This is a genomic window from Paenibacillus sp. GQ49, assembly GCF_059759055.1.
Window position 1 is genome coordinate 48,123 of sequence record NZ_JCAXEL010000011.1, and the last position, 25,182, is coordinate 73,304.

The 25,182-nt window shown below is 44.8% G+C and carries 26 protein-coding genes and 1 riboswitch; of the genes, 4 read left to right on the forward strand and 22 right to left on the reverse strand.

Features of this window, described 5'->3' with window-relative positions; translation table 11 throughout:
- Positions 1-7: 7 nt before the first annotated feature.
- Entirely contained in the window at positions 8-316 is a 309-nt protein-coding gene (locus AC6CIF_RS19090; protein WP_498201128.1) for a hypothetical protein, read from the reverse strand.
- Positions 317-479: 163 nt separating this feature from the next.
- Between AC6CIF_RS19090 and AC6CIF_RS19095 the strand changes: the two genes are divergently transcribed.
- The 3 genes from AC6CIF_RS19095 to AC6CIF_RS19105 all read left to right on the forward strand — a co-directional run bounded on the left by AC6CIF_RS19095 (position 480) and on the right by AC6CIF_RS19105 (position 3,710).
- Positions 480-1,712, forward strand: a complete 1,233-nt coding sequence (locus tag AC6CIF_RS19095; RefSeq protein ID WP_498201130.1) for a GAF domain-containing sensor histidine kinase — start codon at positions 480-482, stop codon at positions 1,710-1,712.
- A gap of 46 nt (positions 1,713-1,758) precedes the next feature.
- A complete protein-coding gene (locus AC6CIF_RS19100) occupies positions 1,759-2,184 on the forward strand; it encodes a hypothetical protein (RefSeq protein ID WP_498201132.1) in 426 nt (141 codons plus the stop codon).
- A gap of 248 nt (positions 2,185-2,432) precedes the next feature.
- Complete coding sequence (locus tag AC6CIF_RS19105; protein ID WP_498201134.1) at positions 2,433-3,710, forward strand: stalk domain-containing protein; 1,278 nt, start codon at positions 2,433-2,435, stop codon at positions 3,708-3,710.
- An 87-nt stretch (positions 3,711-3,797) separates the two neighbouring features.
- Here AC6CIF_RS19105 and AC6CIF_RS19110 read toward each other — a convergent pair whose 3' ends face one another.
- From AC6CIF_RS19110 to AC6CIF_RS19150, 9 genes are all read right to left on the reverse strand, one after another.
- Positions 3,798-4,016 (reverse strand): hypothetical protein, encoded by a 219-nt coding sequence (locus tag AC6CIF_RS19110; RefSeq protein ID WP_498201136.1) that lies wholly within the window; start codon positions 4,014-4,016, stop codon positions 3,798-3,800.
- 44 nt (positions 4,017-4,060) lie between these two features.
- Positions 4,061-5,236: a Ger(x)C family spore germination protein gene (locus AC6CIF_RS19115; RefSeq protein ID WP_498201138.1), complete on the reverse strand. Its 1,176-nt coding sequence runs from the start codon at positions 5,234-5,236 to the stop codon at positions 4,061-4,063.
- A gap of 18 nt (positions 5,237-5,254) precedes the next feature.
- On the reverse strand, positions 5,255-6,370 hold the full coding sequence (locus AC6CIF_RS19120; RefSeq protein WP_076211934.1) for a GerAB/ArcD/ProY family transporter: 1,116 nt from the start codon (positions 6,368-6,370) through the stop codon (positions 5,255-5,257).
- A 40-nt stretch (positions 6,371-6,410) separates the two neighbouring features.
- Complete coding sequence (locus AC6CIF_RS19125; protein ID WP_498201140.1) at positions 6,411-7,820, reverse strand: spore germination protein; 1,410 nt, start codon at positions 7,818-7,820, stop codon at positions 6,411-6,413.
- A gap of 201 nt (positions 7,821-8,021) precedes the next feature.
- Positions 8,022-8,903 carry a carbohydrate ABC transporter permease gene (locus AC6CIF_RS19130; protein WP_083684212.1) on the reverse strand — a complete coding sequence of 294 codons (882 nt, stop codon included), beginning with the start codon at positions 8,901-8,903 and terminating at the stop codon, positions 8,022-8,024.
- A 14-nt stretch (positions 8,904-8,917) separates the two neighbouring features.
- Positions 8,918-9,808 (reverse strand): carbohydrate ABC transporter permease, encoded by an 891-nt coding sequence (locus AC6CIF_RS19135; RefSeq protein WP_036608160.1) that lies wholly within the window; start codon positions 9,806-9,808, stop codon positions 8,918-8,920.
- 54 nt (positions 9,809-9,862) lie between these two features.
- Positions 9,863-11,128, reverse strand: coding sequence for an ABC transporter substrate-binding protein (locus AC6CIF_RS19140; RefSeq protein ID WP_076211930.1), 1,266 nt, complete (start codon positions 11,126-11,128; stop codon positions 9,863-9,865).
- Positions 11,129-11,213: 85 nt separating this feature from the next.
- Positions 11,214-12,098, reverse strand: coding sequence for an AraC family transcriptional regulator (locus AC6CIF_RS19145; protein ID WP_076211928.1), 885 nt, complete (start codon positions 12,096-12,098; stop codon positions 11,214-11,216).
- Positions 12,099-12,216: 118 nt separating this feature from the next.
- The gene (locus AC6CIF_RS19150) at positions 12,217-13,212 is read right to left on the reverse strand and encodes a LacI family DNA-binding transcriptional regulator (RefSeq protein ID WP_076211926.1); all 996 of its coding nucleotides are present in this window, start codon (positions 13,210-13,212) and stop codon (positions 12,217-12,219) included.
- A gap of 163 nt (positions 13,213-13,375) precedes the next feature.
- Here AC6CIF_RS19150 and AC6CIF_RS19155 point away from each other — a divergent pair, with 163 nt between their 5' ends.
- A complete protein-coding gene (locus AC6CIF_RS19155; protein WP_076211924.1) occupies positions 13,376-13,801 on the forward strand; it encodes a MaoC family dehydratase in 426 nt (141 codons plus the stop codon).
- A 68-nt stretch (positions 13,802-13,869) separates the two neighbouring features.
- On the opposite strand, the gene AC6CIF_RS19160 is transcribed toward AC6CIF_RS19155, so the two are convergent.
- The 12 genes from AC6CIF_RS19160 to AC6CIF_RS19215 form a co-directional block, all read right to left on the reverse strand.
- Positions 13,870-15,060: an aminotransferase-like domain-containing protein gene (locus tag AC6CIF_RS19160; protein WP_498201144.1), complete on the reverse strand. Its 1,191-nt coding sequence runs from the start codon at positions 15,058-15,060 to the stop codon at positions 13,870-13,872.
- Between the two features lie 179 nt (positions 15,061-15,239).
- Complete coding sequence (locus tag AC6CIF_RS19165; protein ID WP_498201146.1) at positions 15,240-16,388, reverse strand: NAD(P)/FAD-dependent oxidoreductase; 1,149 nt, start codon at positions 16,386-16,388, stop codon at positions 15,240-15,242.
- Between the two features lie 6 nt (positions 16,389-16,394).
- Complete coding sequence (locus AC6CIF_RS19170; protein ID WP_498201148.1) at positions 16,395-17,114, reverse strand: methyltransferase domain-containing protein; 720 nt, start codon at positions 17,112-17,114, stop codon at positions 16,395-16,397.
- Positions 17,101-18,258 carry a type III polyketide synthase gene (locus tag AC6CIF_RS19175; RefSeq protein ID WP_498201150.1) on the reverse strand — a complete coding sequence of 386 codons (1,158 nt, stop codon included), beginning with the start codon at positions 18,256-18,258 and terminating at the stop codon, positions 17,101-17,103. The genes AC6CIF_RS19170 and AC6CIF_RS19175 overlap by 14 nt, the downstream gene beginning before the upstream one ends.
- A 229-nt stretch (positions 18,259-18,487) precedes the next feature.
- A complete protein-coding gene (locus AC6CIF_RS19180; RefSeq protein WP_498201151.1) occupies positions 18,488-19,372 on the reverse strand; it encodes an alpha/beta hydrolase in 885 nt (294 codons plus the stop codon).
- 41 nt (positions 19,373-19,413) lie between these two features.
- Positions 19,414-20,106, reverse strand: a complete 693-nt coding sequence (locus tag AC6CIF_RS19185) for a hypothetical protein (RefSeq protein ID WP_076211913.1) — start codon at positions 20,104-20,106, stop codon at positions 19,414-19,416.
- A gap of 62 nt (positions 20,107-20,168) precedes the next feature.
- Positions 20,169-20,528, reverse strand: coding sequence for an MmcQ/YjbR family DNA-binding protein (locus AC6CIF_RS19190; protein ID WP_076211911.1), 360 nt, complete (start codon positions 20,526-20,528; stop codon positions 20,169-20,171).
- A gap of 142 nt (positions 20,529-20,670) precedes the next feature.
- Positions 20,671-22,077, reverse strand: a complete 1,407-nt coding sequence (locus AC6CIF_RS19195; protein ID WP_341007324.1) for a DEAD/DEAH box helicase — start codon at positions 22,075-22,077, stop codon at positions 20,671-20,673.
- A gap of 117 nt (positions 22,078-22,194) precedes the next feature.
- Positions 22,195-22,509 (reverse strand): DMT family transporter, encoded by a 315-nt coding sequence (locus tag AC6CIF_RS19200; protein ID WP_017688611.1) that lies wholly within the window; start codon positions 22,507-22,509, stop codon positions 22,195-22,197.
- Positions 22,509-22,847: a DMT family transporter gene (locus tag AC6CIF_RS19205; protein ID WP_036608190.1), complete on the reverse strand. Its 339-nt coding sequence runs from the start codon at positions 22,845-22,847 to the stop codon at positions 22,509-22,511. The genes AC6CIF_RS19200 and AC6CIF_RS19205 overlap by 1 nt, the downstream gene beginning before the upstream one ends.
- A gap of 101 nt (positions 22,848-22,948) precedes the next feature.
- A riboswitch (guanidine-I (ykkC/yxkD leader) is annotated at positions 22,949-23,049 on the reverse strand.
- A gap of 70 nt (positions 23,050-23,119) precedes the next feature.
- Positions 23,120-23,719, reverse strand: coding sequence for a pentapeptide repeat-containing protein (locus AC6CIF_RS19210; RefSeq protein ID WP_498201154.1), 600 nt, complete (start codon positions 23,717-23,719; stop codon positions 23,120-23,122).
- Between the two features lie 11 nt (positions 23,720-23,730).
- Positions 23,731-24,495 carry a methyltransferase domain-containing protein gene (locus tag AC6CIF_RS19215; protein WP_498201156.1) on the reverse strand — a complete coding sequence of 255 codons (765 nt, stop codon included), beginning with the start codon at positions 24,493-24,495 and terminating at the stop codon, positions 23,731-23,733.
- Positions 24,496-25,182 lie beyond the last annotated feature (687 nt).

Consider the following 25,182-nt stretch of genomic DNA (forward strand, 5'->3'; position numbering starts at 1 on the left):
CTACTTCTTATCCTTCAACGATATCTGCACGTAGATCCGTTGCAATCTCGACCATTTTGGGTACAATTGCTTCGTTAGAAATAGCTACATACAGATCCCCCATGTACAAACGAAAAGCAATCTGTGCACCCTCAAGGTCCCACATAAAAAAGTCCCCCTCGATGGTCATGGTGCTTTCAGCTCCTACAATGTTAAGAACCGGTGAATAGGTAAAATCGGGTTGGGATTCAAAGTAAAGTTTGCACTCTTCCAGCGAGATGGATTGTTCCGCATTGCTTTCTTGCATGGATCGGGTAATTCGAAAACGCTGATTCATTGATTTGCCTCCAAAACTTTATTAATATATACATGTTCCACAGCATTATATTTTCTCATTTCCGTCTTCCACTGTCAAAACCATACATGATCGATTCTTCGAATTCATATATACTGAATACAGTGCACAACGAATTTCTACAATCAGGAGGAGTCAGATCAATATGTTAAAAACAGAATTCATTGATGTACTATCCATTGTCTCACATAAATTATATGATTCGGCTGCTAACGTTATGGACACGGCAAGCAGATTAATTCCTGCAAATACGTTTTGTATTGCCCAGTTGGATCATCTATCCACCAAAGTTCTGAACGTATATAATCGCGACAAACTAATCCTGGGTGAAGGGCTGGTCGTTGATAACGCCGAGTCATACTGTGCACTTGTGACAGAACATACCCAAGGTCCGTTGGTGATCAATAATAATCTGACTCATCCATTAACCAGACATATGGACGCAACTGAATTCGTAGGTGGCTGCTCATTTGTCGGTGTGCCTATACATAATGAGAACGGAGAAATTTACGGCTCCCTTTGCTCATTTGATCAGGATTTCTATTCCTATCAACAAAAGGACGTGGATTTATTACTCTCCTTATCTTCATTTTTCACGAGTCTTCTTGAGATGGAAACAACTCTGCAACAGTTAAAACAGGCGGAAGAGACCGCTGCAAAAGTGCTTGAAGAAAAGAAAAATCTGCTCGCCGTTCTCAGCCACGAAATCCGGACGCCAATGAATGGTGTTCTTGCCATGGCCAATCTCTTGCAATCGACCAGACTGAATGAGGATCAATCGTTATATGTTAATGTCATTGAGTCAAGTGGCACCAGCCTTCTGTCGATGATGGATCAAATTCTGGACTATTCCAAAGCAGAAGCTGGTGCGATCTCTCTGGAGATCAAGCCCTATAGTGTCACTGAAACAGTTGAACATGTATTACAATTATTCTCTTCTGAAGCACAGAAAAAAGGAATTAAGTTGTACGCAGAATATAATATTACTGATCATCTGATGCTTATGGGCGATCAGCACAAAGTTCGTCAGATTCTAATCAATCTCGTTGGAAATGCGCTTAAGTTTACGGAGAAAGGTGAAGTATGCATCTCTACCGAGGTATCTGCTGATACAAAAGGTACTCTCCATGCATCCTACGAAATAAAGGATACAGGCATCGGCATCCCGCAGGATCGTCAGGATCTGTTGTTCAAATCCTATTCCCAGATTCATGGTAATTCAGGAAAGTATGGCGGAGCGGGGCTGGGCTTGTCCATCTGTAAACAACTCGCTGAATTAATGGGTGGCGTTGTATGGCTTAAAGAGTCCAGTCCTATGGGCAGTCGGTTTGTCTTTAATATTTCCAGCGCTTCACCCAACGTCCATACGAATATCTAAATAGTGAATATATTATTCTATCTGAAACAGATAGGAGGTATATACGTTGACTCAATTTCTGGATGCAAGATCATCGCAAAATGCCGCCTTGTTTAATTCTATCTCCATATCGATTCCAGTGATTTTTACGCCACAATTATTCGGCCAGATTGGTCTCATCACCGCTGGAGCCGGAACCAATCTAAGAGTATCATTAAAAGGAACCATCACGGTGCAATTGCCGCGTGCACTTTTTATAGTGAGGATTACTGTTGTAAGAGGAACATTCGCAACCGATCCAATAGTTTACTCGGGAAACTACACATATGGTCTGAATGGTCTGCTTAACCCTGAAGTGATTGTCTTCTCTTCCACTGACTATAACCCACCGCCCATGCCCCAATTAACCTATACCGCATTTATCAGTACAAACCTGCTCGGTACTACTCGGGTGGGACCCGAGAGTTTCGACGGATATGTCGTTTCAGATTAAAAAAACACGTACACCCCCATACCTCTAATCGGTTTCCCGTAGATTAGAGGTATGGGGGTGTTTTTACGATTAACATAACTATTTTTAGAGAGAGCTATTAATCAGAGACCACAAATCCATCAAAATTCTCGGGACCAACACGGACAGGATTGGAACAATATGAAAATTTTGTTATGCTACATATGTTAGATTACTAGATTCTGTTCAAAATATAATTCTACTATTATGTACAGAGTTGGAGGACACAAATGATGCTTATTAAAAGAGCAGGAAAAATCGCTGCGGTTACTGTAATTGCTCTCTCTATCCTTGGAAGTACCCCCAATATCGGTGGAGCCTATGCTGCCCCGGCCATCTCAGTTCAATTGGATGATGTTCCCCTGACATTTGATGCAGCTCCACGTATTGATAGAGGTGTCACTTACGTTCCGTTTCGGACAGTCGGTGAAGCCCTAGGTATTGATATTACCTGGAACAGCAAATCACAAACTGTAAAAGCGACGAACACGGTGAAAGGACAAACTACCGAGGTACTATTACAAGTTGGCAGCACCACAGCGACCGTAAATGGAAAAAAAGTTACACTCGCAGCAGCACCCGTTCAGCGGGAGGGCCGCGTACTTATTCCACTAAGTTCGTTCAGTAACCAATTCGGTGTACAAGTAAGCTGGAATCCAGCAACCAAGACGGTCTCCCTTGTCTCCCAACAACGCGAGATGCACCTGAGAGCCTTCTATGCATTGCAATCCTTTCAAGAAAAGGACCTTATTACTTCCATGAATTCCGTGGCCTTTGGCTGGAGCCGCATTGATCGTGAAGGTCAGTTCACGCTCCAAGGGGATGAGTATCGTCTCCCTGCTGCTGCAGGTGATATTACACCGCAGTCCATCGTTGCTGACGCATCAGATCAACAGATCCAACCACAGCTCATGGTGTATGCATTGGATGGAAACGGCGAACTAACCAAAGTTCTGAGCGACAGCAGTCTGCGGCAGAAATCGATTGAAGGTATAACTGCTGCTGTAGCAGAGCATGGTTTTGGCGGAGTTATTCTGGATTTTGAAGGACTGGGCTTTAAACTGGATGCGGTAGAACAACAGAAGCTGCTCAATGCTTACGTGAAACAATTAAAGAGTTCCTTGCCCCAGGACACAGCTTTATCTCTGGCGGTACCGCCGCTAAATAGTGCATATAAAGGTTATGATTACAAAACACTCGCCTCTATTGCAGATGATCTTATCATTATGGCCTATCAGTATAATCCGGTTGGCACCAAATCTCAGGTACCTGAGCCAAATAGTCTTGTGGATCAGGCGATCCAATTAGCCATACAGGTCGGTGTCCCAAAGAACAAACTTCTGCTCGGTATCAGTCTGAGCAGTGAAACGCCGTCCTCTGTTGATGATAAGCTCGGTCTCGCCAAACGTTATAACCTCAAAGGAGCCGCGTTCTGGCGTCTGGGTCTGTTCCGTTCCTACAATACAAAGATGGAAGATGCCGTGAACGCTTCTGTTATTAAAGAGTAAACATTCTGACTGGATACAGCTCACTTAAATAAAAGAAGGACCGCGCTTCTGGTACGCAGAGACACGGTCCTTCTTTTTCCCATCATCTCACTTCATAAATTTATCCACACTTCCAAATATAAGCTTCACAAACTGGGTAGGACCAGGCAAACGGGGCTGAAAGAGAAGAATGATCCCAAGTACTGCCGCCACTGCGGTAATTCCCGCGCTTACTACTCTGGCTCGCTTCTCTTTGCTATTCTTCCACTCTCCATACACTATCGCAGTCGCCAGCATCAAAATCCCAAGGATTGAGCCTAGTTTCATGCAATCACCTCTATTCTCAGGCTTGTAACAGGAGCCAATTGTGTTCAACTTTCGTCCTCATCAGGTATCCCCTGTGGTCCTGTTGATTTTCCGGTACGTTCTACGTGTGCATCTACTTTGACTTCCACGTCCAATTCAGGATAGATGGTTTCCCAGTTCTTCTCCTGCGCCTTCCATTGATGCGGATAAAATCTGCGGAATTCAACTGCGAATTTGAAGAAATCGGAGCGCAGCTCTTTCTGGGACATGGCTAAAGCATCATGAGCCAAAGATGTGAGCTTAGCCGACCATTCCTTTTCCAGTTTTGTTAATACTGCGGGATCCGTCAGATTGGCATCTGTCGTATTTAACACCACTTCTCCCCTGGTTTGGATGTCGACCTTCATACTCCACTGTTGGTTTACAATTCGCGGTTTCAAGGAGGTTTTATTTTCAATGAGTCTTATCGAGAAAGAACCCTTTAACGGCTTAATCTCAACAGGCATAATAATGTTGTTCAGTTCTTTTGCAAGTAGTAATACACCTACGCTTAGTGGTTCTTTGATCGTCTTGACATAACGATCCTTCTTATACATACTCAGACCTTTCACATATGGCGTAGTCGTCAGTTTATCCTGATCGGGCTCCGGAGGTAAGATTAACATGCGAGACAAAATGGCGGAACTGCTCGGACCTTCAATAGATTTAGCCAGTTCAAGGGCAGTAACACGTGTACCTAACTTCAGATTGGCCATCTCACGCAGCGATTCAGCAGAACTTCGCTCCAGTGGATCAAGCAATGCAAGGATATCTTTCGAAGCCTTTTCGCTGGAAAAAACATATGCATGCTCCCTGAACTGAGGGTAACGCAGGAAAAAATCGATATACTCGCGGATACCGCGTTTGCCGGCTTGCTCACTAATGATGATAACTTCGCAGTGGCCCCAGAACATATTCCGGGGAACTTTACGTTGTAACCGATTCAATGCCTCGGCAATTGTACTTCCTTCCGCTGTTCGAATCATTGTAACCCCGCTTGGACTGCCTCCACTCCCACTGCTATCTCCTGCACTCGCCTTCCGCGGAATGAAAATCTGTGAAGTCAATTGTACTTTACCATCTTCATAATCTATCCCTGTAGCCAGCACGATAGCCAAATCGTTAATCTCGATACGATCCCAGCATCCACTTAAAAGCACACAACACAATATTGGCATTAGTAGTACTCTAAATATTCGCAAGTGCTCCTCCCCCATCAATCAGGTGTTCGCTCGATTCTTCCGAAAATGTGCCCACCCTTTCTTCAGCCATGCGACACCGTAGATCATAGCCGGAAGGATTAATAAAATGCTGATCGTATACAAGTTGGCTGAAGCGCTAACCAAACTGGAAATACCGGATCCACCGGACACAACCCAATAAGCAAATACCATGCACAGGAACGAAAGTGGACCAACCACAGGTTTGTAGTCCCGCAAACCAAACCATTCTGCGGTTGATGTAGCAAAGATATATAGAAAGACGGAAATTTTAACAAAAATACCGAAAATCCAGATGGCAATAATAAGGGATTCGATATGCTGCAGAAAGTCCGCAATAGTTATGTATCTTGCTGCGATCATGACCGGAAATACAAATGTATCCGTCAAATCACCAATTAAAAACAGGCAAAACAGATTGGTAACTGTCATTGCAGTTGTCGTAAATACAAGGGAACCCAGCATGACCCGGGTTATTCGTTTTTTTTCATTCACATAAGGTAGCAGAAAAGCCAGCACGATATATTCACTAAACCATGCAGCAGGTGCAGCAGCCCCCGTAATAATGGGAATTGGACCCTTCTCCATGAAAGGAAACAGCTCGGCAGGATTCAGTTCACCAATCAACAATATAAAGATCAAAGCCAGCAGCACGATCAGCAGGGTGACAAACACCTGAGAGGTTCGTCCAACAACTTCGATCCCGAGTCTGACATTAATCGCACATACAACAACCATCGTACCCATCACCACAAACAAAGGTGTACGTGGAAGTGCATTATTGACAATGAATTCACCGTATTCCCGAATAATCAAGCCCGTCAGGTGAGGTAAGAAAGCGATATAGATCAGACCGAGTAACTTACCCGGAATCCGACCTGCAATCAACACACTGGATTGTATGAGGGTTTTTCCAGGGTACAGACGATCAAGTCCAACGGAAATACCAATGGCAGCCAAACCAACGATAGAACCTATAATTGGAGTCATCCACATGTCATGTCCTGCATAATGCATTGTAATTCCCGGCACAGACAGGATAGCCGTCGCGAAAATGGCGGGAAAGACCATAAAGGCCAATTGAGTCACCGATATTTTCCCTTTGTCAGTTAACATGTGTAATCCCGCTCCCTTGATTGCTTGAGTATAGATTGTCCTAATCCGGTTTGTTCCTTGGTGCTGGTCGCCACCATACATCCTTGAGTTCCTTGCTCATCGTGGGGGCTACAGGTGACAGATAAGGTGTTCCAAATGAACGAAGACTACTCAAATGAATGACAACCAAAATGACGCCCAACATGACACCTGTGAGTCCCAGCGTTCCTGCCAGAAACATCATGGGAAAACGTAGCAGTCGGGTTGCTATACTGGCAGCATAGCGAGGGATCATGAACGAGGCGATACCGGTAATCGCAACAATGATAATCATGGGAGCTGACACAATACCTGCAGTCGTCGCCGCTTGCCCAATAATTAATGCTCCCACGATACTGACCGCTGACCCCACCTGTTTCGGCAATCGGACGCCAGCCTCCCGCAGTGCTTCAAAAGCAATTTCCATAATGAGTGCTTCCACCAGTGCAGGGAATGGGATCTCTTCTCTCGCCCGCGCAATACTGAGAAGTAATACGGTAGGAACCATCTCTTGATGAAACGTCGTTATGGCTACATAAGCCGATGGAAGCAGCATGGATAAAACAAAAAAAATGTATCGCAGCCAGCGTACAAAAACACTCATGAACACATTTTGATAATAATCTTCAGGGGATTGTAACATGGAAAAAATGGTTACTGGCGCGATAAGGGTAAATGGCGTTCCGTCAACGAGAATAGCAAATCGACCTTCCAGCAAGTTGGAAACAACGACATCCGGGCGCTCCGTCGCAATCATCTGTGGAAATGGTGAATATCGCTCATCGATAATGCCTTCTTCAATGTATTGACTCTCCAGTACGTCCTGGAGCTTTAAATCGCCAAGTCGTGTCTCCACTTCCTTTACAAGTTTGGGATCAATAATCCCCTCCATGTATACAAGTGAAATACTGGTGTTTGTACGATCTCCCATGTTACGTGTATGAATCTTCAGTGCAGGTGTCTTGAGACGTTTGCGCAGTAATGACATATTCATGGTCAACGATTCTGTGAACCCATCCCGTGCACCACGCACGGTCGATTCAGCTAACGGTTCTTCCGTTGAACGATTTGCAGCTTGGTATAGAGGGTATGTAGTTCCTCCTATTGAACCATCCAGTAGTAACAGAGCTTCTCCTTCAAATATGGCCTGTACTGCTTGAGTGGTCGTTTCAACATGCTTAACAGAAGCTAGAGGAACTTGCGCAGCTTCGATCCCCGTTTCCTGAAGGGGCGTTAGTACCTGGCGTTCCAGTCGCTCCGTATCGCATACACCAACACAATATACGCATAATGCTGATGTAAGACACGCGGTTTGGAATGTATGAAATACAACGTCCGAGCAACCCGCAAAAACGGAGCGTAACATTTCTTGATCAATAGCAAGATTTCCGGTTAATGGCAGGTCCTGTTGTGTTATCGTTGATGTGTCCATGACGCCTCCCCTTTCCGTAAACGCTCCGTCCAGATATTCTCAGTTAAAGGTATCCTTTACTTATAAGTTGGGATATATACGCAAAATATTGAATAGCAAAAGAACCGCCCTCTTGGGCGGCCCTGATGATATAAAACGCTATTCATTCCCTATGAATCCGGAGATCTTGCTCATTGCAATTCTCTATTTACTATTTGTAAACTATCCTTTCACAGCACCCAAAGCAACACTCCCAATAATCTGTTTGGAAAATATAGAGAATACAATGATAATAGGCAGGATTGAGATCGCTACACCCAAATACAAGAGCCCATAATCCATTCCATAGTACCCCTGCACTAGCGCAACCAATACCGGAAGCGGATATTTATCCAGGGAGAAAAATAGTACCAGCGGTGTCAGGAAATTATTCCATGATCCGATAAACGTGAATATGCCAAGGGCGGCGATTGCCGGCCCCAGAATAGGCAGTACAATCTGATTGAACGTCCGGAACTCACCGGCACTGTCCACCCGAGCAGATTCAATAATCTCATCCGGGATGCTGCTCTCCATGAACTGTTTGATAAAAAATACATTAAACGCGTTAGCCGCAGCAGGCAAAATAATTGCGGCATAACTATCCAGAAGTCCCATCATGCTGAATAGTCGATATACGCCAATCAAAGCCAGTTGACCCGGTACCATCATGGTTGCTAACAGAAACAGGAACAACCCGTTTCGTCCTTTGAATTTAAATTTGGCAAATCCATACGCAGTTAAGGCCCCAATATACAGAGACAGTACGGTCGATGTTCCGGCAATAAATATGCTGTTGGCAAACCCACGCCATATGTTGATTTTGGATACCATGTTCATATAGTTATCAATCAAGAATGATCCGGGAAGAAAGGTGAACGTTGAAGCAATCGTTGCATTGTTATGTGTGGAGTAGATGAGCATCAGATAAAATGGAATAATGCAGAGCACGGCAAGACCTGTCAGCAACAGATAGATGATGATTTTGCCTGCCGTCAGCCCCCTTGTATTGGCATATTGCTGAATCGCCGCATTTGGTTGTTCAACTGATTTTGCAGTTTGCATAAGAACTCCCCTCCCTATGAACGGCTCTTCCGCTTGGTCATGATGAAGGATGCAACGGACAACAATATGATGATAATAAACAGGCAAAATGCGATGGCAGCACCGTAACCAAATCGTGTGCTCTGAAATGCTACATTATAGAGATACATAATGCTCGTCATGGCTGCCCGGTCAGGACCGCCATTGCCGTTGGTTAGTGTAAATGGCTGATCGAAAATCTGGATGCCACCAATAATGGATGTAATCATCTGAAACAGAATAATTGGACGGAGCATCGGCACGATAATATGAATGAAAATATGTTTCTTTTTCGCGCCATCCATTTGGGCAGCTTCCAGCAATGAAGGATCAATGCCCTGAAGACCTGCAAGGTAGATGACCATGGAATAGCCGAAGTATTGAAAAAACAAAATGGATGATACAATCAGACGCATAAACCAGGGATCATTTTTCCAGTTAATTGGATCCTGTATTATGCCGGTCTGCACCAAAAAATGATTCAGTCCGCCAGACTGCCAGTCAAAAATCAGGCTGACAAGCAATCCAAGTGATGCCGCCGTAACGATGTTGGGAAAAAAGTATACGGCTCTGAAAAAGTCCCGTCCTTTGAGTAGCTTATCATTCAGGATAAAAGCCAACACAAGTGAGATTGTGAGCTGTGGAACTACAGATACGCCCCAGATGAATAACGTATTAAACAAGGTTTTGTAGAACAACGGGTCTTGTAGTACGGCAACGTAGTTACCGATCCCTACAAAATCAGGTGTTGTGATCCCATCAAAGTTGGTGAAACTGATGTAGAGGGAATATAAAATGGGATACAGCCCAAAAGTGGTGAAAATAATAAAAAACGGAGCAATGAAGTAGTAGCCGTAATGGTCCTTGCGAATCGTTTTGGCAAACATGTTCTATCCCCCCAGTTATCATCGGATGTGTATATTCATTCGCTCGCTTATAAGCTAATCCACTTCCAGCTCCGGAAATCTCAAGGTGACATCACGTTTGATTCGCTTTACGACTTCTTCCTTGGTCTGAATGTCCTTATTGAGATATAACTGGAGTACAATCTTGTAGATATCATTGTTAATCGTGGCATCATATTTGGTGCGTTCGTATACAGGTACCCGTTTTGCAGCCTCCGAGAAAAACTCGAAATGCTTCTGTCCTCCCAAATAAGACGATGAGAGAGACGGGGCAAGTTCATCATTCACAACCATGTTGCTGGTGAAATAATCCTGTTCTTTCGCTAACTCGGATAGAAAATCGTGGTCAAAATTATAGAACTCAATAAACTTCCAGGCTAAATCCTTTTTCTCACTTTTACTGTACATCGCGATATAGGTTCCACCTGAACTAAAGGCTGACGGTCCCTGGGCTAAGCCCCACATGCCTTCGGTATCCGGAGCGTTCGCCTTGAACGTATATTGCAAACCCCAGGTTGCCCCGGGATAGAACATGACCTCTCCTTTTTGCATGGATGCAGCGTAACCGGCACTTCCATCTTCATACTCGGCAAGTACATTTCGCTCACGTGCTTCACGTACAAGATCGAGCACTTCCAAGTACGTTGGATCGATGACAAGTTTGCCGTCCTTCACCCAAGGTATACCATCATACGAATTCGATATAGCATTCCAATTCGCCAATGCATGTACTTTATTCCCGCTAAGTTGCTGTACCTTCTCTCCAATCTGGAAGATCTTCTCCCATGTATCGATCTGTGAACCCACCTGCTCAGGATCATCGGTGCCCAGATATTTCTTGGCCAAATCCCGACGATAGTAGATGCCCCCTGGTGTTCCCTGATAACCTATCGCTCTGACATTTCCCTCACTGTCCTGTTCATTGGCCTGAACAAAAGCATATTGTTCCTGAATAAGTTCATTGGCGTTATACGGCGAAGCTGATAGATTCTCCAGATATGGAACGTCAATCAGTTCTCGAATATTAGCATTTTCAATCATAAATACATCTGGAGCCTTCGAGGTTGTCTGTAGTGCAGATTTCAGCTTGGTGATATAGAAATTACCGGGGATGTTGACAAAGTTCACTTTGATGTCAGGATATTTCTGTTCGAATTTCTCGATGGCGTACCCTGCTTCATCCGTAAAACTCCACACAGTAATCTCCTGTTGCTTGGTTTGATTCGATGGACTGAACTGACAACCAGCTAACAACATCGCTGCACATACAAATACAATAGTTGGCTTAAACCACTTCTTCATAGGCCCCCTCCTTCAAAAAGGAAACGCTTACAATTTATTAGAGTATATTGATTTTGGAGAGGGCTTTCTCCACAAATATTGTGCATTACCCTCCATATTTTGTGATATTCGTACGATGTTTCTTACGAAATTCGGAGGGTGTGCAGTCATTATATTTTTTGAAAAGACGATTATAGGAGTTAACATTGTTAAATCCATGTCCGATCGCAATCTCCAGAATTGTATCCTGACGGAACAATAAGGCCCACTCTGACTTGATAATTCGAAAATGATTCAAGTATTCCATCAGTGTTACGCCCTTGATCTCTTTGAACAGCTTGCAGACATGGAACTTGCTAAATTTAATATGTTCCGCCACCTGTTCCAGCTTAATGGGCTCAGCATAGTGCTCCTCCAGGTATTCACAGACCGATTCAAGGAATTCAAATTTTTTGGAGGAGGTACAAGCCCATCCTGAAGATGATGATTCATCGGTGGGAACCGGTACTTTTGTACGCAATAAAAGTATGATGAGATCATACAACCTGGATACCATTAACCATCGGTATCCCGGCTTCTGATTTTTCTTCTCGGTAATGATGTCATCTATATATTGAGTCAGATTGTTCTGACTTCCCGTATTCGAGGGAATAACTGTTGTTTTGTTGAACAGTTGCCCGAGATCCTGAATTTCGGCTTCGGTCGTGAAACTCCCGGTTAACAATTCGAGTCGGAACAAGATAATGGTCAAATGTTCGGTCCCCGGCAAAAAGCAGTGCACATCCCCTGGTTTGATCAGCAGCACATCCCCTTTTTCCAACTCACACACGTGGTCGTTCACACCAATTCTGGCGCTTTTTCCATTGACGAGAACCAGCTCAACCTCATCATGCCAGTGTGCAGCATAATTGAACTGATTTCCTGTATGAATTACCCGAATGGGAAAACCTTCTTGCATGTGGCCTGTCTCCAAAAAAGTGGGTACGCCCATCGTATCAACCTCCATTTATTTCCAACGCAAATAACTCCTCGTCTTTATATTATGCATAAATGTCTACTCTCCTTTCTTTTTAAGTATTTAAAATTTCTATAGAATGGAAAAAAACTCCTCAACTCAGGTTGAGGAGCCGAACAGAATCACGTTCCACGCATTGGATGTCCAGTGTATATAACGTCTCTACGATCTCTCCGTTCAGCAGTTGGAAGAGAACATGACCTGCAAGCTGGCCTGCATCCCTCTTCGGCTGACGAAATGTGGTTAAAGGTGGATTCATGTACTGAGATGCAGGTATATTGTCAAAGCCAATTACGGATAACTGCTCAGGTATTGAGATATTATGCTCCCTGAAGGCTTCCAAGCCGCCGATGGCCATTTCATCATTGGCAAAAAATACAGCGGATGGCAACTCTCCTTCAAGCAGTTTCTTGGCTGCATTGTAGCCATCTTGCTTCATGTATTGTCCGCCAATTTTCCATTCGGGGTTCTCTTCAATGCCTGCCTCCTTCAAGGCTTTCAAATAACCTTGATAACGATGGAGATTACATTCCGATTGTGACGGGCCACTAATATAAGCTATTGTCCGATGCCCTTTATCGATCAGATAACGGGTAGCCAAGTAACCGCCTTGCGTATCACTCATCAAAACCTTTACAATATGTTGAGCATCCAGATCCCGATCCATGACAACAATCGGAAACCCTGCTTCAGATGCTTCAATCAGCAATTGATCTTGAATATTCTGAGCGATAACAATAGCTCCGTCAACTCTTCTTTCACGAATGTAACGATGGGCTGTAGATTTCTCTCCACCTAACGAACTACATACGATCATATCGTATCCATGACTCATGACAACGGTTTCTATTCCGTTCACCAAATCCGAGAAATACGGACTGGACATGTCATGGACAATAACACCAATGGTTTGTGTACTATTTCGTTTTAATTCCGATGCAGGACCATGCCTAACGTAATTGAGTTGACTCGCTGCCTCAAGTACTCGGAGTCTTGTTGGCTCACTTACATTCCCTTTATCGTTGAGTACGCAAGATACGGTCGAACTGGCTACACCAGCCATCTTGGCTACATCTTTAATCGTTGTCATCATATATACTCCTCAAAGACAGTTTCATCTGTTTAGTCCTTCATGGCAGTAACACAGCAATACACATGGGATAGTTCACTAGCATTTTAACACGTCAGTTCGGTCATGTCTCTTAGCAGAACATCAACTACGAAAAAACATATTAAAGAAACCGAGGTGCTTCATGAGATTTAGTGAATATGTAATAGGTCAGCGCTACGAAACCACATCCTTGGCATTATCCAAGCGTGATATTATTGAGTTTGCCACAATCTTTGATCCACAGTACATGCATTTGGATGAGGAAAAGGCCAAGCAAGGCCGATTCGGCAGTTTAATTGCTTCTGGCATGCAAACGATGAATATCTCCTTTAAATTATGGATTGAGGTTGGGGTCTATGGAGAGCATGTCGTGGCGGGCACCGGAATGAATAACATTCAATTCCTGAAACCGGTCTTTCCGGATGATGAACTTCATGTCATTGCAGAAGTCATTGGACTGACTCCCAGACGAAAAGGAAATGGGATTGTTACAGTACTGCTGAGTACTTTCAATCAGAAGAATCAAAAGGTATTTCAGGCAGAATTAAGTGCTTTAATTGATAATTAAGGACGAGAAAAAGCCCAAAAAAGCCGCCAATCGGCGGCTTTTCGTAAATATATCACATTGAAGCATTTTTAAGCGTTATACCCTTTCAATACCTGCCCCAAAATCTCTACACCCTTGACAATCTGTTCGTCTGACGGAGTTGAGAAATTAAGTCTGATGGCATTACAAGGGTCTTGCTCGTTCACCAGGAATGCATTTCCCGGTACAACCGCAACCCCTTGAGCTGCCGCTGTCTTGGCATAATCAAGCATTGGCACATGTGCTGGCAGATCACACCAGAGGAACAGCCCACCATCCGGTTGGGTATAGGTAATGGACTCACCCATATGCTCTTGCAGCTTGTCCATCATCAATGTTGCTTTTCTCCGATATACCTCACGAATACAGTTAATGTGCCCCGCGTAATCATACTCTGTCATGAACTTGTACGCCAGAATCTGTGGAAGCATGGCTGTATGTACGTCTTCTCCCTGTTTGGCAACAACCATCTTCTCTACGACTTCATGTGGCGCTTGTACAAAACCAACGCGCAGTCCCGCCGACAGAATTTTGGAGAATGATCCAACATAGATGACCAGACCCTCATCATCCATAGACTTGATGGTTGGCACATCATCTCCATTGAATCGAAGTTCTCCGTACGGGTTATCTTCCAAAATCATCACGCCATACTTCTTAGCCAGCTCGTATATGGCCTTACGTTTTGCAAGACTCGTTGTTACACCCGTCGGATTCTGAAAACTTGGGATCACGTAGATCAGTTTCACATTAGGCTCCGTTTGCAGCGCCTGTTCCAGCTTCTCGATATCCATACCGTCCATTTCCATCGGAACACCGGCAAGCTTTGCACCGGATGCCCGGAAGGAGTTCAGGGAACCGATAAAGCTCGGGCTCTCACAGATGATCGTGTCCCCTTCATTACAGAATACTTTACAGGCCAGTTCAATCCCCTGCTGCGCTCCAGATACAATGAACAATTGATCGGATGGTTTACCGGTATCAAAACCTGTCTTCAAATGTTGAGTCAATGCTTCCCTGAGGGGAACATATCCTTCCGTAATCCCATATTGCAGAGCTGTGACCGGGTCATGCTCCAGAATGGATTGAGTGAATGTGCGAATCGCCTCAATAGGAAAGGTTTCCGGAGCAGGATTTCCTGCGGAGAATGGAATCACATTTTGTCCAGAAGAAGCCTTCAGAATCTCACGAATAATGGATGGTTGCAGTGCTGCGATACGATTGGAAAATGAATAGTTCATCTTAAATAGTGCCTCCCGACATTTCATCTGAATTAACTCTCTATCATTACATTAGATTCTATTATACGAGCATTTCCCGAATTTCCAAACTGTCTCCACAAAATTAATGTTTGTACGCCAAAAAAGAGGCCGCCGTCAGCAACCTCTTTCGCATAAGTATTGAGCAAAATTTCAGCCTATTAGCGCGCTGTGTTCATCTCGGATAACCGTGTGGCCTTCACTACATAAGCGGCTAGACCAGGGATCATCCGGGCCAGACCAGGATAGAATTTATTGGTTTTGGCAAAAGCCAGCTTTTGAATTCTTCTTGCGCGTCTGAGCAATTGGGTGAATTCACGGCTTGCTTCCAGCGTGTAATTACTCTGCCAATCGGCATGTTCAATGTCACCTTGCAGGTACTTGTCAGTCCACCTTGCACACAGGAGTGAGGAGCGAAGAGCAATGGACATTCCGTCTCCACATAAGGGTGGTATCATCAGCATGGCATCCCCAATATGCGGATATTGGGACCACGGCTCAGGAACGTTGGACAGATGCAAGGGCGCAATCGACACTTGCGTTCCATCTACAGGTTTTCCCTCGGCTAAACGGGCCGCCAAACTCACGTTTGTCAGGGATGCCGCCTGTAAAATATCGTTTACAGACTTGCCACTTCCCTGGACGGTATCCAGTGTCAACAATGCGGCGACATTCACAATACCATCCTCAATCGGAGAAATGCCCACGTAACCACCCTCGCAAAAATATAACTCTACGCGTGCGGGAATCTCTATCCCGCTGAAGTGGGACTTAACGCCAACGTATACGGTTTGGTCCCGCAGATCAGGTGCGGAAGCCATCCCGCGCGGCTTTTTGGTCCCATGTGCCCCGATAACGGCTTTGGCTCTGTAGCTGATCCGCTCATCTCCCTGTTTCACCTGAACCTCATAACTGGCATCCTCAAGCTGCTCGATGCTCGTTATGGTCGCTTTGGTCACAATCTGGGCTCCGGCCTCCAGCGCCTTCTGATGCAAATTCTGGTCCAGCTCATATCGACTTATGCCATATGCGAATCCCGGCAGCGGTGCTTCAATCACTCCGCCTTGTGGCATAACGATTTTGGCATGATCCATGGTGCTGGGTTTCTTCGACTGGTCCAGAAGGTGAATGTCCAGAACTTCTAACATCTCCTTGGTTTCGGGTGACATAAACTCACCGCAGGTTTTGTGCCGCGGGAACTCCTGGCGATCCAGCAAAAGCGTCCGATGGCCTTTTCCTGCCAGTTGCATTGCACATGTACTGCCGGCAATTCCGGCTCCGATGACAAACACATCTATCGATTTCGACACGTAAGATCACCTGCCTTTCGTGGGAATAACAACAGAGTAACGGAATAAGGGCTTCCATTCATAGGTCATCGTATCATGATTGAGACGTTGTTTAAGTTCCTTCCAATCCCTCCCTGTAAAACCTTTGGCTACGGAAAGAGGCCCATCATGACGAATATAACGATTGCGCGAGATCATCCGTGTAGTAATCCAGACCGCCTTATAGGATACGGGGTGGCGGTGAATATCATTAATGACGACACCGTATCTGGATGCTCGCAGCATATGAGAAACCATATCGACCAGCTGATCTCCGTCAAAATGATGTACAAACTGGGAACCTGTCACGATATCTGCTGAAGCATCCGGCAGTTGTGTAAGATCGGCACGTTGTACCCGGACTCGGGGTTCGTGACGGAATAGTTGTCTCGCTTCCTCACACGCTTCTTCCGTCAGATCAACCAGCGTAATCTCCAGCTGAACGCCCTGACGGTCCGCCCATTGCAGTAGTTTCTGGTTCACATCTCCTGAACCTGCCCCCACATCCAGCAGGGTCAGCTTATTCGGCTTACCGACTGAGTTCCATAACTTCTCGACACCAGCCAGAATTGGGCCAGGTGCTGCAAATATTTTGTTAAGACGTCTCAGATGTCTAAGCGCTTCACGCAGCTCCTCCCCTCCCAGAGAGAAGTCATCCATCAACTCATCTTCCTTGGCTCGAATGGATAATGTTCTAAAAAAGGACATGATCGTGCTCCTCCATCACTGAAGATAATGAGGGTACATAAGTGAATTTCATCAACTCTGCGGTGAGTCCCGGTCCAAATGCCATGGCTACACCATCTGTAGAGGATTGACCCTGTACCTTCATGTCCTCACGCATCGCATTCAGTACAAACAGAATGGTATTGGAAGATAAGTTACCAAACGTTCTGAGGACATCCCTGCTATACTTCGTTTGCTCGTCTCGCAGTTTCATTACATTCTGCACAGAGTCCACAATCCCAGGTCCTCCCGGATGAATGGCCCACAGTTCAGGAAGCTGTTCACTTTGCAATAAGAGACGCAGTTCCTCTTCCAGGTGAACACCTAACAGCTTCGGAATACGTGGGGATAGATACAGGTCATACCCCAGATCCCCCACCTCCCAGGTCATATCTTCAGTCGAATCCGGAAGAAGCACAGAATAACCCGTTCCCAGACTCAAATAATTCTTGTGCTGAGATTCTGGTGTGCCCACTACACAAGAAGAAGAAGCGTCTCCGAAGAATGAAGCTGCAAACAGCGCTTCCCGATCTTTTACGGGCTGAAAATGAATGGTGCACAACTCTACACAGACCACAAGGACCTGTGATCCGGGAGCTCCCTGCACGACATCTCGTGCCATCTGGATGGCTTTCAACCCTGCGGCACAACCCTGAAAGATCAGCGGCAGTCGATTAACTCGGGCAGACAAACCCAAATGACGGATGAGCATAACATCAAGACCCGGCAGATATTGACCGGTGCAGCTGACCGTGATGATATGTGTGATGCTCTTTGGAGATACGCCTGAATCCTCCAGGGCTTTCTCTGCCGCCTCAATCCCGAGCGGAAGCGCCTCTCGCTTGTATGTATTCATTCGTTCTTCGGTTGTCGGGATGTCAGATCGCTCACCTGAGGGCAGATAACGGCATTCTTCCAGTGAACCCAGATAGCTCGGTTCCACGGTATATCGTGTTTCAACACCACAGGACTTGAATATTCGTCTGGCAAAACGGGCCAAATCTGGCCGATCCTGAAGAGAAGAAGCGATTAATTCTGCAATATCTGACTGCGCTACGGGGTGAGCAGGTAGAGCCGTTCCCATGCCAAGAATCGCGATATCGGATGGACTGTTATATTGGTTCATAATAAACCTCCTGGTATTGGTCATTATTTCCTCTAATTTAACAACTCTTACCCTTAACGATATCGTTATAATCTCAATAAGGCTCCTAATCTAGTTTATTAACACATCCGCAAGCTCAGAAGCTTGGTTTCACCAAGCCATTGAAGCAATCACACCAATGAACGAAAAAAGCCGCCATTAGGCGACTTCAAGGTAACCAGATTCCTTCTAAGTGTCATTCTGATACACGTTATTTGGAAAATGCTTCTCTGATCTTGTCACTCATTCGGTACCAGGCATCCTCAGCCATCTGGAGATCCCCAGAATGCGTAAATCCATGAGCGGCTCCCTCGTACTCCTTAAGTGTCATCTTCACACCGCTTGCTTCCAGCCTTGCTGCATATGTTCTTGCTTCTTGGGCCAGTGAATCTTTCTCCGCGGTAATAATCAATGCTTCTGGAAGTCCCTCTACTGATGTTGCAAGCACAGGTGAAGCCAACGGGTCATGCGCATCTTCTGGCGTTTCAAGGTACATGGCATTGAACGTTCTGGCGATATCGGCTGGAATGGCTTCTTCAAAACTCGGTTTTTCGGCCGGATCTGTAGCCACATCCAACACGGCATAATCCATAATTTGCAGAACAATCGGCAGCTCGCTACCACGTTGCTGATTCAGTAAACACACTGCTGCAGCAAGATTACCACCAGCGCTATGTCCCCCAATAGCGAATAGAGACGGGTTAACCGAGAAGGATTGCGGATTGGCGTGGACCCACTGTACAACGTCGTAACATTCATGAACCGCCGTTGGGAACTTGTGCTCTGGTGCAAGACGGTAATCGATATTAACGACCACACAATCAGCACGGTCAGCGATCAGGCGACACCATGGATCATCCATCTCTGCTTGTCCCAAGATGAAACCACCCCCATGCATATTAAAGAAGACCGGCAGATGAGCGGAATGATCCCTATCCGGTGTATACACAAGTACACGTGTATCACCTTTAGTTGTAGGAATCATGACTTCTTTTACTGTGACAGCATACGTGGAACTGGGTTGAAGAGCTGCTCCTGTACCGACGACATTTTGACGCATACGTTGTACCATTGCCAACTGTTGTTGTTGATCCATAGATATCACTCCTTTAGTGGATTGCCAATAATGCTTCAATGTTAACATTCAGTGCCAGGAGATCGGTTTGGATCCGTGCTTGTTTCCCTTTTTTTGTGAAACATCATCCAGACCCCCATCAAACAAAATAAAACGCTGCACCCCATGCCAAACAAGCTACTGGTTTTTAATGCAAGAGGTGAGCCTTGCATGGTAAGTAATGTCGCTTGGGTCACCACGATGGATACCATCGCATCGGTGAAGTTAATCATTTTCAATGTAGATATGATCGGGTTATGGAGATGACGGTTCGCCCAGGTACCATACACGGCAAAAACCAACTTGGTAAAAGCAACTGTAGATACGATATACACAATGATACCCTCATATATGAAAGCATCGCCGATTAGATACATTCGCAGGCAGACCATCGAATAGGACACACCCAGTAAACACAGGAACAGACCTCCGCGCTTATATACCGTAAGCTCCAATCTGTATCTTTCTTCGGGAGAGTCCATTCTCTTGGTAACTGTATATTTATGGAGCACTTGGCCTTTAGCCACACAAAGAATCAGATAATATACAGCATTTGTAATGAACCATCCCGAAAACAGATATATGCCCAGGATTAACTTGCCTATCCCTGTTACAGCATTGATAACAAGGGAAGCCACATTAAACAAGGCCGTTCGATCTTGTTTATTTCCAAGGTAATGGAACCAAATGGACTTCAAATATGTCTTCATTTTCATAGGATATTCATTCTGTTAGAGAAGCAGACCATTAGCCTTTTACCTACCTCATATATTTCTTCTTATCTCTTACCGTTCAGAGAATCCCGAATCCTTTTCGGAAGGGATTGGACAACCATATCATAGGAGTGATCGATCATGACATAGACATCCTCATCGGATAAGGAACCATCCAGCGTAATGGTATTCCAGTGCTTTTTGTTCATATGATATCCCGGTTGAACTGCTTCATGCTGCTCTCTCAGGTTCTCTGCAATAATTGGATCACATTTTAAGTTTAAGCGACATTTCTTTTCTTTGTTTTCAAAAATAAGAGCGAACATCTTACCCGCAACCTTAATCGCGACTGGATCAGGCCCAAATGGATAATCCTTGGTCGCACCTTTCTTGTTCAAACTGTATTCAATCATCGTATCCTTCAAGTCAGTACCTCCCTTTCACCAGTGGACGATATAATGATACCGAATGTAAGTTCGTATGTAAATAAGCTCGTTGTACATAAAAGCACATAATAAAACCTCCTCCAAATGAATGGAGAAGGTTTTATCTGGATTTATTTAACTCTTAATTGGCTCTATCATTCCTAGTTTTGCTGCTGCGGCTGAATGAGCCATGGTTTGATTTACTGCTACTGCTGTTTGATCTACTGCTATTGGGTCTACCGTCGTTTGAACGACTACTGTTTGATTTACCACTCTTGGCAAACCATTCGGATTTGGGCTTGCGTGCTGGGTTAGCTTTGGACTTCGCCGGTTTGCCTGCAGCCGATTTGTTGAACGAAGGTTTACTGCCTGATGCTTTGCTGGTTTTATCAAACACAGGTACACCTGTCATCGGATACGGATGACCTTTAACTTCAGGAATCGTCTTTTTAATTACTTTCTCGATATCCTTCAGGAATGGAAGTTCATCCTTCTCGCAGAACGAGATGGCCATCCCGCTTTTGCCTGCCCGCCCTGTACGTCCAATACGGTGAACATACGTTTCCGGAATGTTAGGCAGGTTAAAGTTAATGACATGTGACAGTTCCTCCACGTCAATTCCTCTTGCCGCGATATCCGTCGCAACTAATACACGTGTTGCACCACTCTTGAAGTTGTTCAGTGCCCGTTGTCTCTCGTTCTGAGACTTGTTGCCATGAATAGCCTGTGCCGTAACATTCACTTTGGCCAAATCACGTGTAACCCGGTCAGCGCCGCGCTTCGTGCGTGTGAACACCAATGCCGTGACGATGGATTTATCCTCCAAAATTTGGTTCAACATATGTTGCTTCTTGCCGTTCTCCAACAAATAAATAGACTGCTCAATGCGGTCTACCGTTGAAGATACCGGTGTGATTTCTACTTTGACTGGATCAACCAGCAGGGTTTTAACCATTTTGGTGATTTCAGGAGGCATCGTAGCTGAGAAGAACAGCGTCTGCTTTTTGTTCGGCATTTTGGCAATGATTCTTTTCACATCATGAATGAAGCCCATGTCTAGCATCCGGTCTGCTTCATCCAGAACGAGAATCTCAACCATCTTCAGATCAATACGTTTCTGGTTAATCAGATCGTTCAATCTACCAGGCGTTGCGATAATAATATCTGCACCTTGATTCAACGCACGCTCTTGCACTTTTTGCGAAACGCCGCCAACGATTGCCGTACAACGAATGTCCGTATACCGGCTATATACCTTGATGTTATCCGCGATCTGAATAGCCAGTTCTCGTGTTGGTGTCAAAATTAATGAGCGAATATGTCGTGCGGACTTCGATCCTTGCCCTTTGGATCTTTCGCTTAATAATTGAATGATCGGCACTGAAAATGCTGCCGTCTTGCCTGTTCCTGTCTGTGCACATCCCAGCAGATCTCTGCCAGCTAATACAGCTGGTATGGCCTGTTCCTGTATAGGGGTAGGATTAGTATAGTTTGCTTTGCTTAACCCTTCCATAATAGAGGGGATAATATTTAAGTCCTTAAATGTCATGTTGTCTCCTTCATTTACGCACATCTATCAATAAGACGCATCTTTTATTTCACACGTAACGTATAAGGATACCATTAAAAACGTAATTTGTACATTATCTTTTTAAAATCACTTTGTTTAACTGACCAATTTAAGACCAACTGCCGATCCGAGCACCATAGCGATAAACAGAATTCGTAGGGCATTTCGAGGTTCTCCATAAAACACCATGCCCAGAATGGCACCACCGGAGGCCCCGATTCCCGTCCATACGGCATATGCTGTCCCCATCGGAAGAGTTTCCATCGCAAGGGACAGGAACAGGAAGCTTAAACCAAACCCGGCTACCAATAGAACCAGTGAAATGAGATTACGGTCTTTGTGCAACTTGTTTATCATCAGCACTCCGATCATCTCAAATATACCTGCCAAGATAAGAAATACCCAGTTCATTATAGCTGCACCTCCTTATTCTTCTCTTTGCTCAGCATTTTAAGACCAATCACGCCAAGTAAAAGTACACCAATGAGTACCATTTTTCCGGTTTGAACAGTCGCATTAAACAGAACAATCTCTGCAAGTACCGTGCCAGCGGTACCCAGGCCAACAAATACTGCATACACGGTTCCCACAGGCAGTGTCCGCGAAGCTGCAATCATCAAGGAGAAGCTAATGATAATTGCAACCAGTGTAAAGCCCCATTCCAGCAGACCGCTGGCATGTTTCAATCCAATGACCCAACCCACTTCAAACAACGCAGCAATCACAACCGACATCCACGTTTTATTCATTCCTGTAACTCCCTTTCTCTAATTCATTTTTTTACACCTAGTATGGGTACATTAGCGTAAAAACAAAAAAAGCCCGGGAAACAAACTGCATGTAGCAGTTCATCTCCCAGGCTTTTATCCCTCCGTGGCACAACCAACAGGTTGCGGGTTTTCTCTCGGACCAGACCGACACATCCATCGCGGAACCCTAGAAAACCTGTTTTTATTCTAATGTGTCTCCAATTATACACACTTCCACTATCTTGGCAACCCCATAAATGTGATCACGCCATTTATTTGATAATCAAACCCATTAATCCTACAAATGTGGCGGCTTGATGTGGTGAAATCACACAACCGTTGAGATCTTCCATCGTCAGCACCAAGGAGTCAAATTCGCAATCGCTAAGATCCAAATCCTTCAGTTTGGTGCCTGTTAAGGAAGCTTGGTCGATGTTACATTGACTGAACTCCATTTTTTGCAGTGCCAGATAGGCAAAGTCCGCACCAATCAAGGTACATTCCGAGAAGGAGACCTGTTTCAGATCGGCAAAACGAAAATTGCTGTAGTCGCCTAGACCATGAAGGAAACTGACATTTTGCAATCGGCTATTGGAAAAATCCGTTCCGACAAACTTGCAGTTATGCCATTCGATTCGATGCATGAAGGCACCAGAGAGATTGACATCGGTGAATTCAAATTGTTCCAAGGTAGACTCCGAGATTGTCACATGTCTAAATACAACATTTTCAAAGGAAACCTTACTCGCTTCCTGTTGATCCAGCATGATGTTCTCGATCAGTTTGTGTTTGTACTCCACTTTGGATTCCAGGAATGCAATCGTTTCCAGTTCGAGTAACTGCTCCTGAATCTTGGGTTTGTCCATTTTCATCCCGTATTCCCCTATTCCTTAATAGCTACAACTCGCAGTCGGCTTCTGTCCAGATACCACTGTCCATCCAGCATCAGTTGTGACTGTACTTTTTTCTCAACAGCTTCCATAATAACATCCTGTTCCGCAGGTGTGATACCACTGAATAAATACTCCGCGAAGCTGGTCAACCACTTTCTGGCACCTGGCTTGAACGGAGTAAATTGATCAAAGTGCTGGGCCAGACTAACTCGAAATCCGTGTTGCTCCAGAAGATTAGCATATTCGCCAATGGTCGGGTGATACCACGGATTCCGTCCTTCCCATTTGTATCCACGGGCATCCAGTTCTTCCTGTAACGCTGTAATTAATATAGCCGTGTTACCATTTGCAGCAAACTCAGCCGCGAATCGTCCGCCCGTCTTGAGCGCTAACTGTATTGATTGTACTACAGCTGGAGCATCCTTTATCCAATGCAGAACGGCATGAGAGAAAACCGCATCAAACGGTTCTTCTGACCGATAATGACAAGCATTTGCTACTTGAATATTCATATCAGGGTATTTCTGTTTAGCTTGCCTAATCGTCTCTTCTGAAAAATCTATACCTGTTGGCAGCGCTCCTGCGGCTGCGATTTTCGCTGTCAGATCCCCATTGCCACAACCTACATCAAGGATTCGTTCACCTTGGGATGGCTGGAGCAAGGATAAGATAGGTGCTTCCTGTAACGTAGCAAAAGGAGCGGAATGACCACTCGATGAGTCGTTCACTTGACCGGATGAATGTCCGTTATTCATAGATTATAATCTCCTTCTCAATTAAGGATCTAATGTATCTATAATAACCCCAATATAAAGAAACTGTCAATTCACTCATCAGATCACTATAAAGAAAGCCGCCGAATGGCGACTTTAACATTAAGAATTCGGATCAACTGAGATTTTGTTAGCCCACATATTCCATATTTCATACTCTCCTTGAATTTGTTCTGTAAACTGATGTTGTCTCGACCTCTACGGTAACTAGCTCTAACCAGCATGTGAAGTATATCTCTCGATGTACAGAATTTTCTTCATACTTGATCTGTGATTCGAGCCTATCAATCAAAATTTGCCTCACATGGTTTGATAAACACTTCATCACTTTGTTCACCCAACTTTTCGATAAACTTTAATCGCTTGGCTCTGTTAACATACTCTTAGTATGCCGAGTCATGGGCTGCAAGCGGTATATCAATCGTCTTAATTGATTGCCTGATCCTCTCAGGCCCTCTTTTGGTTCTGTACGGTAAGCTTTATAATGTAAGTAGGTTAAATCTGTGAGGAGGTAACCGAGTATGCACTCCCTATCTCACAAAAAGGCAAACCCAAAAAAGGACAACCACAATGGATTGTCCTCTTTTCAATATCAGAATTCTGCGTAATATCTTTTGGAATTTTCAAAATACTCGTATTTATGAAAGGAAATCGGAGCTGTTCTCCTTA

Excerpts from the sequence above, each read along its gene's own strand:
- AC6CIF_RS19180 (WP_498201151.1), bottom strand. The coding sequence starts at position 19,372 with ATGGATCAACAACAACAGTTGGCAATGGTACAACGTATGCGTCAAAAT.
- AC6CIF_RS19135 (WP_036608160.1), bottom strand. The coding sequence starts at position 9,808 with ATGTTTGCCAAAACGATTCGCAAGGACCATTACGGCTACTACTTCATT.
- AC6CIF_RS19095 (WP_498201130.1), top strand. The coding sequence starts at position 480 with ATGTTAAAAACAGAATTCATTGATGTACTATCCATTGTCTCACATAAA.
- AC6CIF_RS19160 (WP_498201144.1), bottom strand. The coding sequence starts at position 15,060 with ATGAACTATTCATTTTCCAATCGTATCGCAGCACTGCAACCATCCATT.
- AC6CIF_RS19090 (WP_498201128.1), bottom strand. The coding sequence starts at position 316 with ATGAATCAGCGTTTTCGAATTACCCGATCCATGCAAGAAAGCAATGCG.
- AC6CIF_RS19125 (WP_498201140.1), bottom strand. The coding sequence starts at position 7,820 with ATGGACACATCAACGATAACACAACAGGACCTGCCATTAACCGGAAAT.
- AC6CIF_RS19205 (WP_036608190.1), bottom strand. The coding sequence starts at position 22,847 with ATGAATAAAACGTGGATGTCGGTTGTGATTGCTGCGTTGTTTGAAGTG.
- AC6CIF_RS19195 (WP_341007324.1), bottom strand. The coding sequence starts at position 22,077 with ATGACATTTAAGGACTTAAATATTATCCCCTCTATTATGGAAGGGTTA.
- AC6CIF_RS19140 (WP_076211930.1), bottom strand. The coding sequence starts at position 11,128 with ATGAAGAAGTGGTTTAAGCCAACTATTGTATTTGTATGTGCAGCGATG.
- AC6CIF_RS19150 (WP_076211926.1), bottom strand. The coding sequence starts at position 13,212 with ATGACAACGATTAAAGATGTAGCCAAGATGGCTGGTGTAGCCAGTTCG.
- AC6CIF_RS19210 (WP_498201154.1), bottom strand. The coding sequence starts at position 23,719 with ATGAAAATGGACAAACCCAAGATTCAGGAGCAGTTACTCGAACTGGAA.
- AC6CIF_RS19200 (WP_017688611.1), bottom strand. The coding sequence starts at position 22,509 with ATGAACTGGGTATTTCTTATCTTGGCAGGTATATTTGAGATGATCGGA.
- AC6CIF_RS19185 (WP_076211913.1), bottom strand. The coding sequence starts at position 20,106 with ATGAAAATGAAGACATATTTGAAGTCCATTTGGTTCCATTACCTTGGA.
- AC6CIF_RS19105 (WP_498201134.1), top strand. The coding sequence starts at position 2,433 with ATGATGCTTATTAAAAGAGCAGGAAAAATCGCTGCGGTTACTGTAATT.
- AC6CIF_RS19215 (WP_498201156.1), bottom strand. The coding sequence starts at position 24,495 with ATGAATAACGGACATTCATCCGGTCAAGTGAACGACTCATCGAGTGGT.
- AC6CIF_RS19130 (WP_083684212.1), bottom strand. The coding sequence starts at position 8,903 with ATGCAAACTGCAAAATCAGTTGAACAACCAAATGCGGCGATTCAGCAA.
- AC6CIF_RS19145 (WP_076211928.1), bottom strand. The coding sequence starts at position 12,098 with ATGGGCGTACCCACTTTTTTGGAGACAGGCCACATGCAAGAAGGTTTT.
- AC6CIF_RS19120 (WP_076211934.1), bottom strand. The coding sequence starts at position 6,370 with ATGTTAACTGACAAAGGGAAAATATCGGTGACTCAATTGGCCTTTATG.
- AC6CIF_RS19110 (WP_498201136.1), bottom strand. The coding sequence starts at position 4,016 with ATGAAACTAGGCTCAATCCTTGGGATTTTGATGCTGGCGACTGCGATA.
- AC6CIF_RS19170 (WP_498201148.1), bottom strand. The coding sequence starts at position 17,114 with ATGTCCTTTTTTAGAACATTATCCATTCGAGCCAAGGAAGATGAGTTG.
- AC6CIF_RS19175 (WP_498201150.1), bottom strand. The coding sequence starts at position 18,258 with ATGAACCAATATAACAGTCCATCCGATATCGCGATTCTTGGCATGGGA.
- AC6CIF_RS19155 (WP_076211924.1), top strand. The coding sequence starts at position 13,376 with ATGAGATTTAGTGAATATGTAATAGGTCAGCGCTACGAAACCACATCC.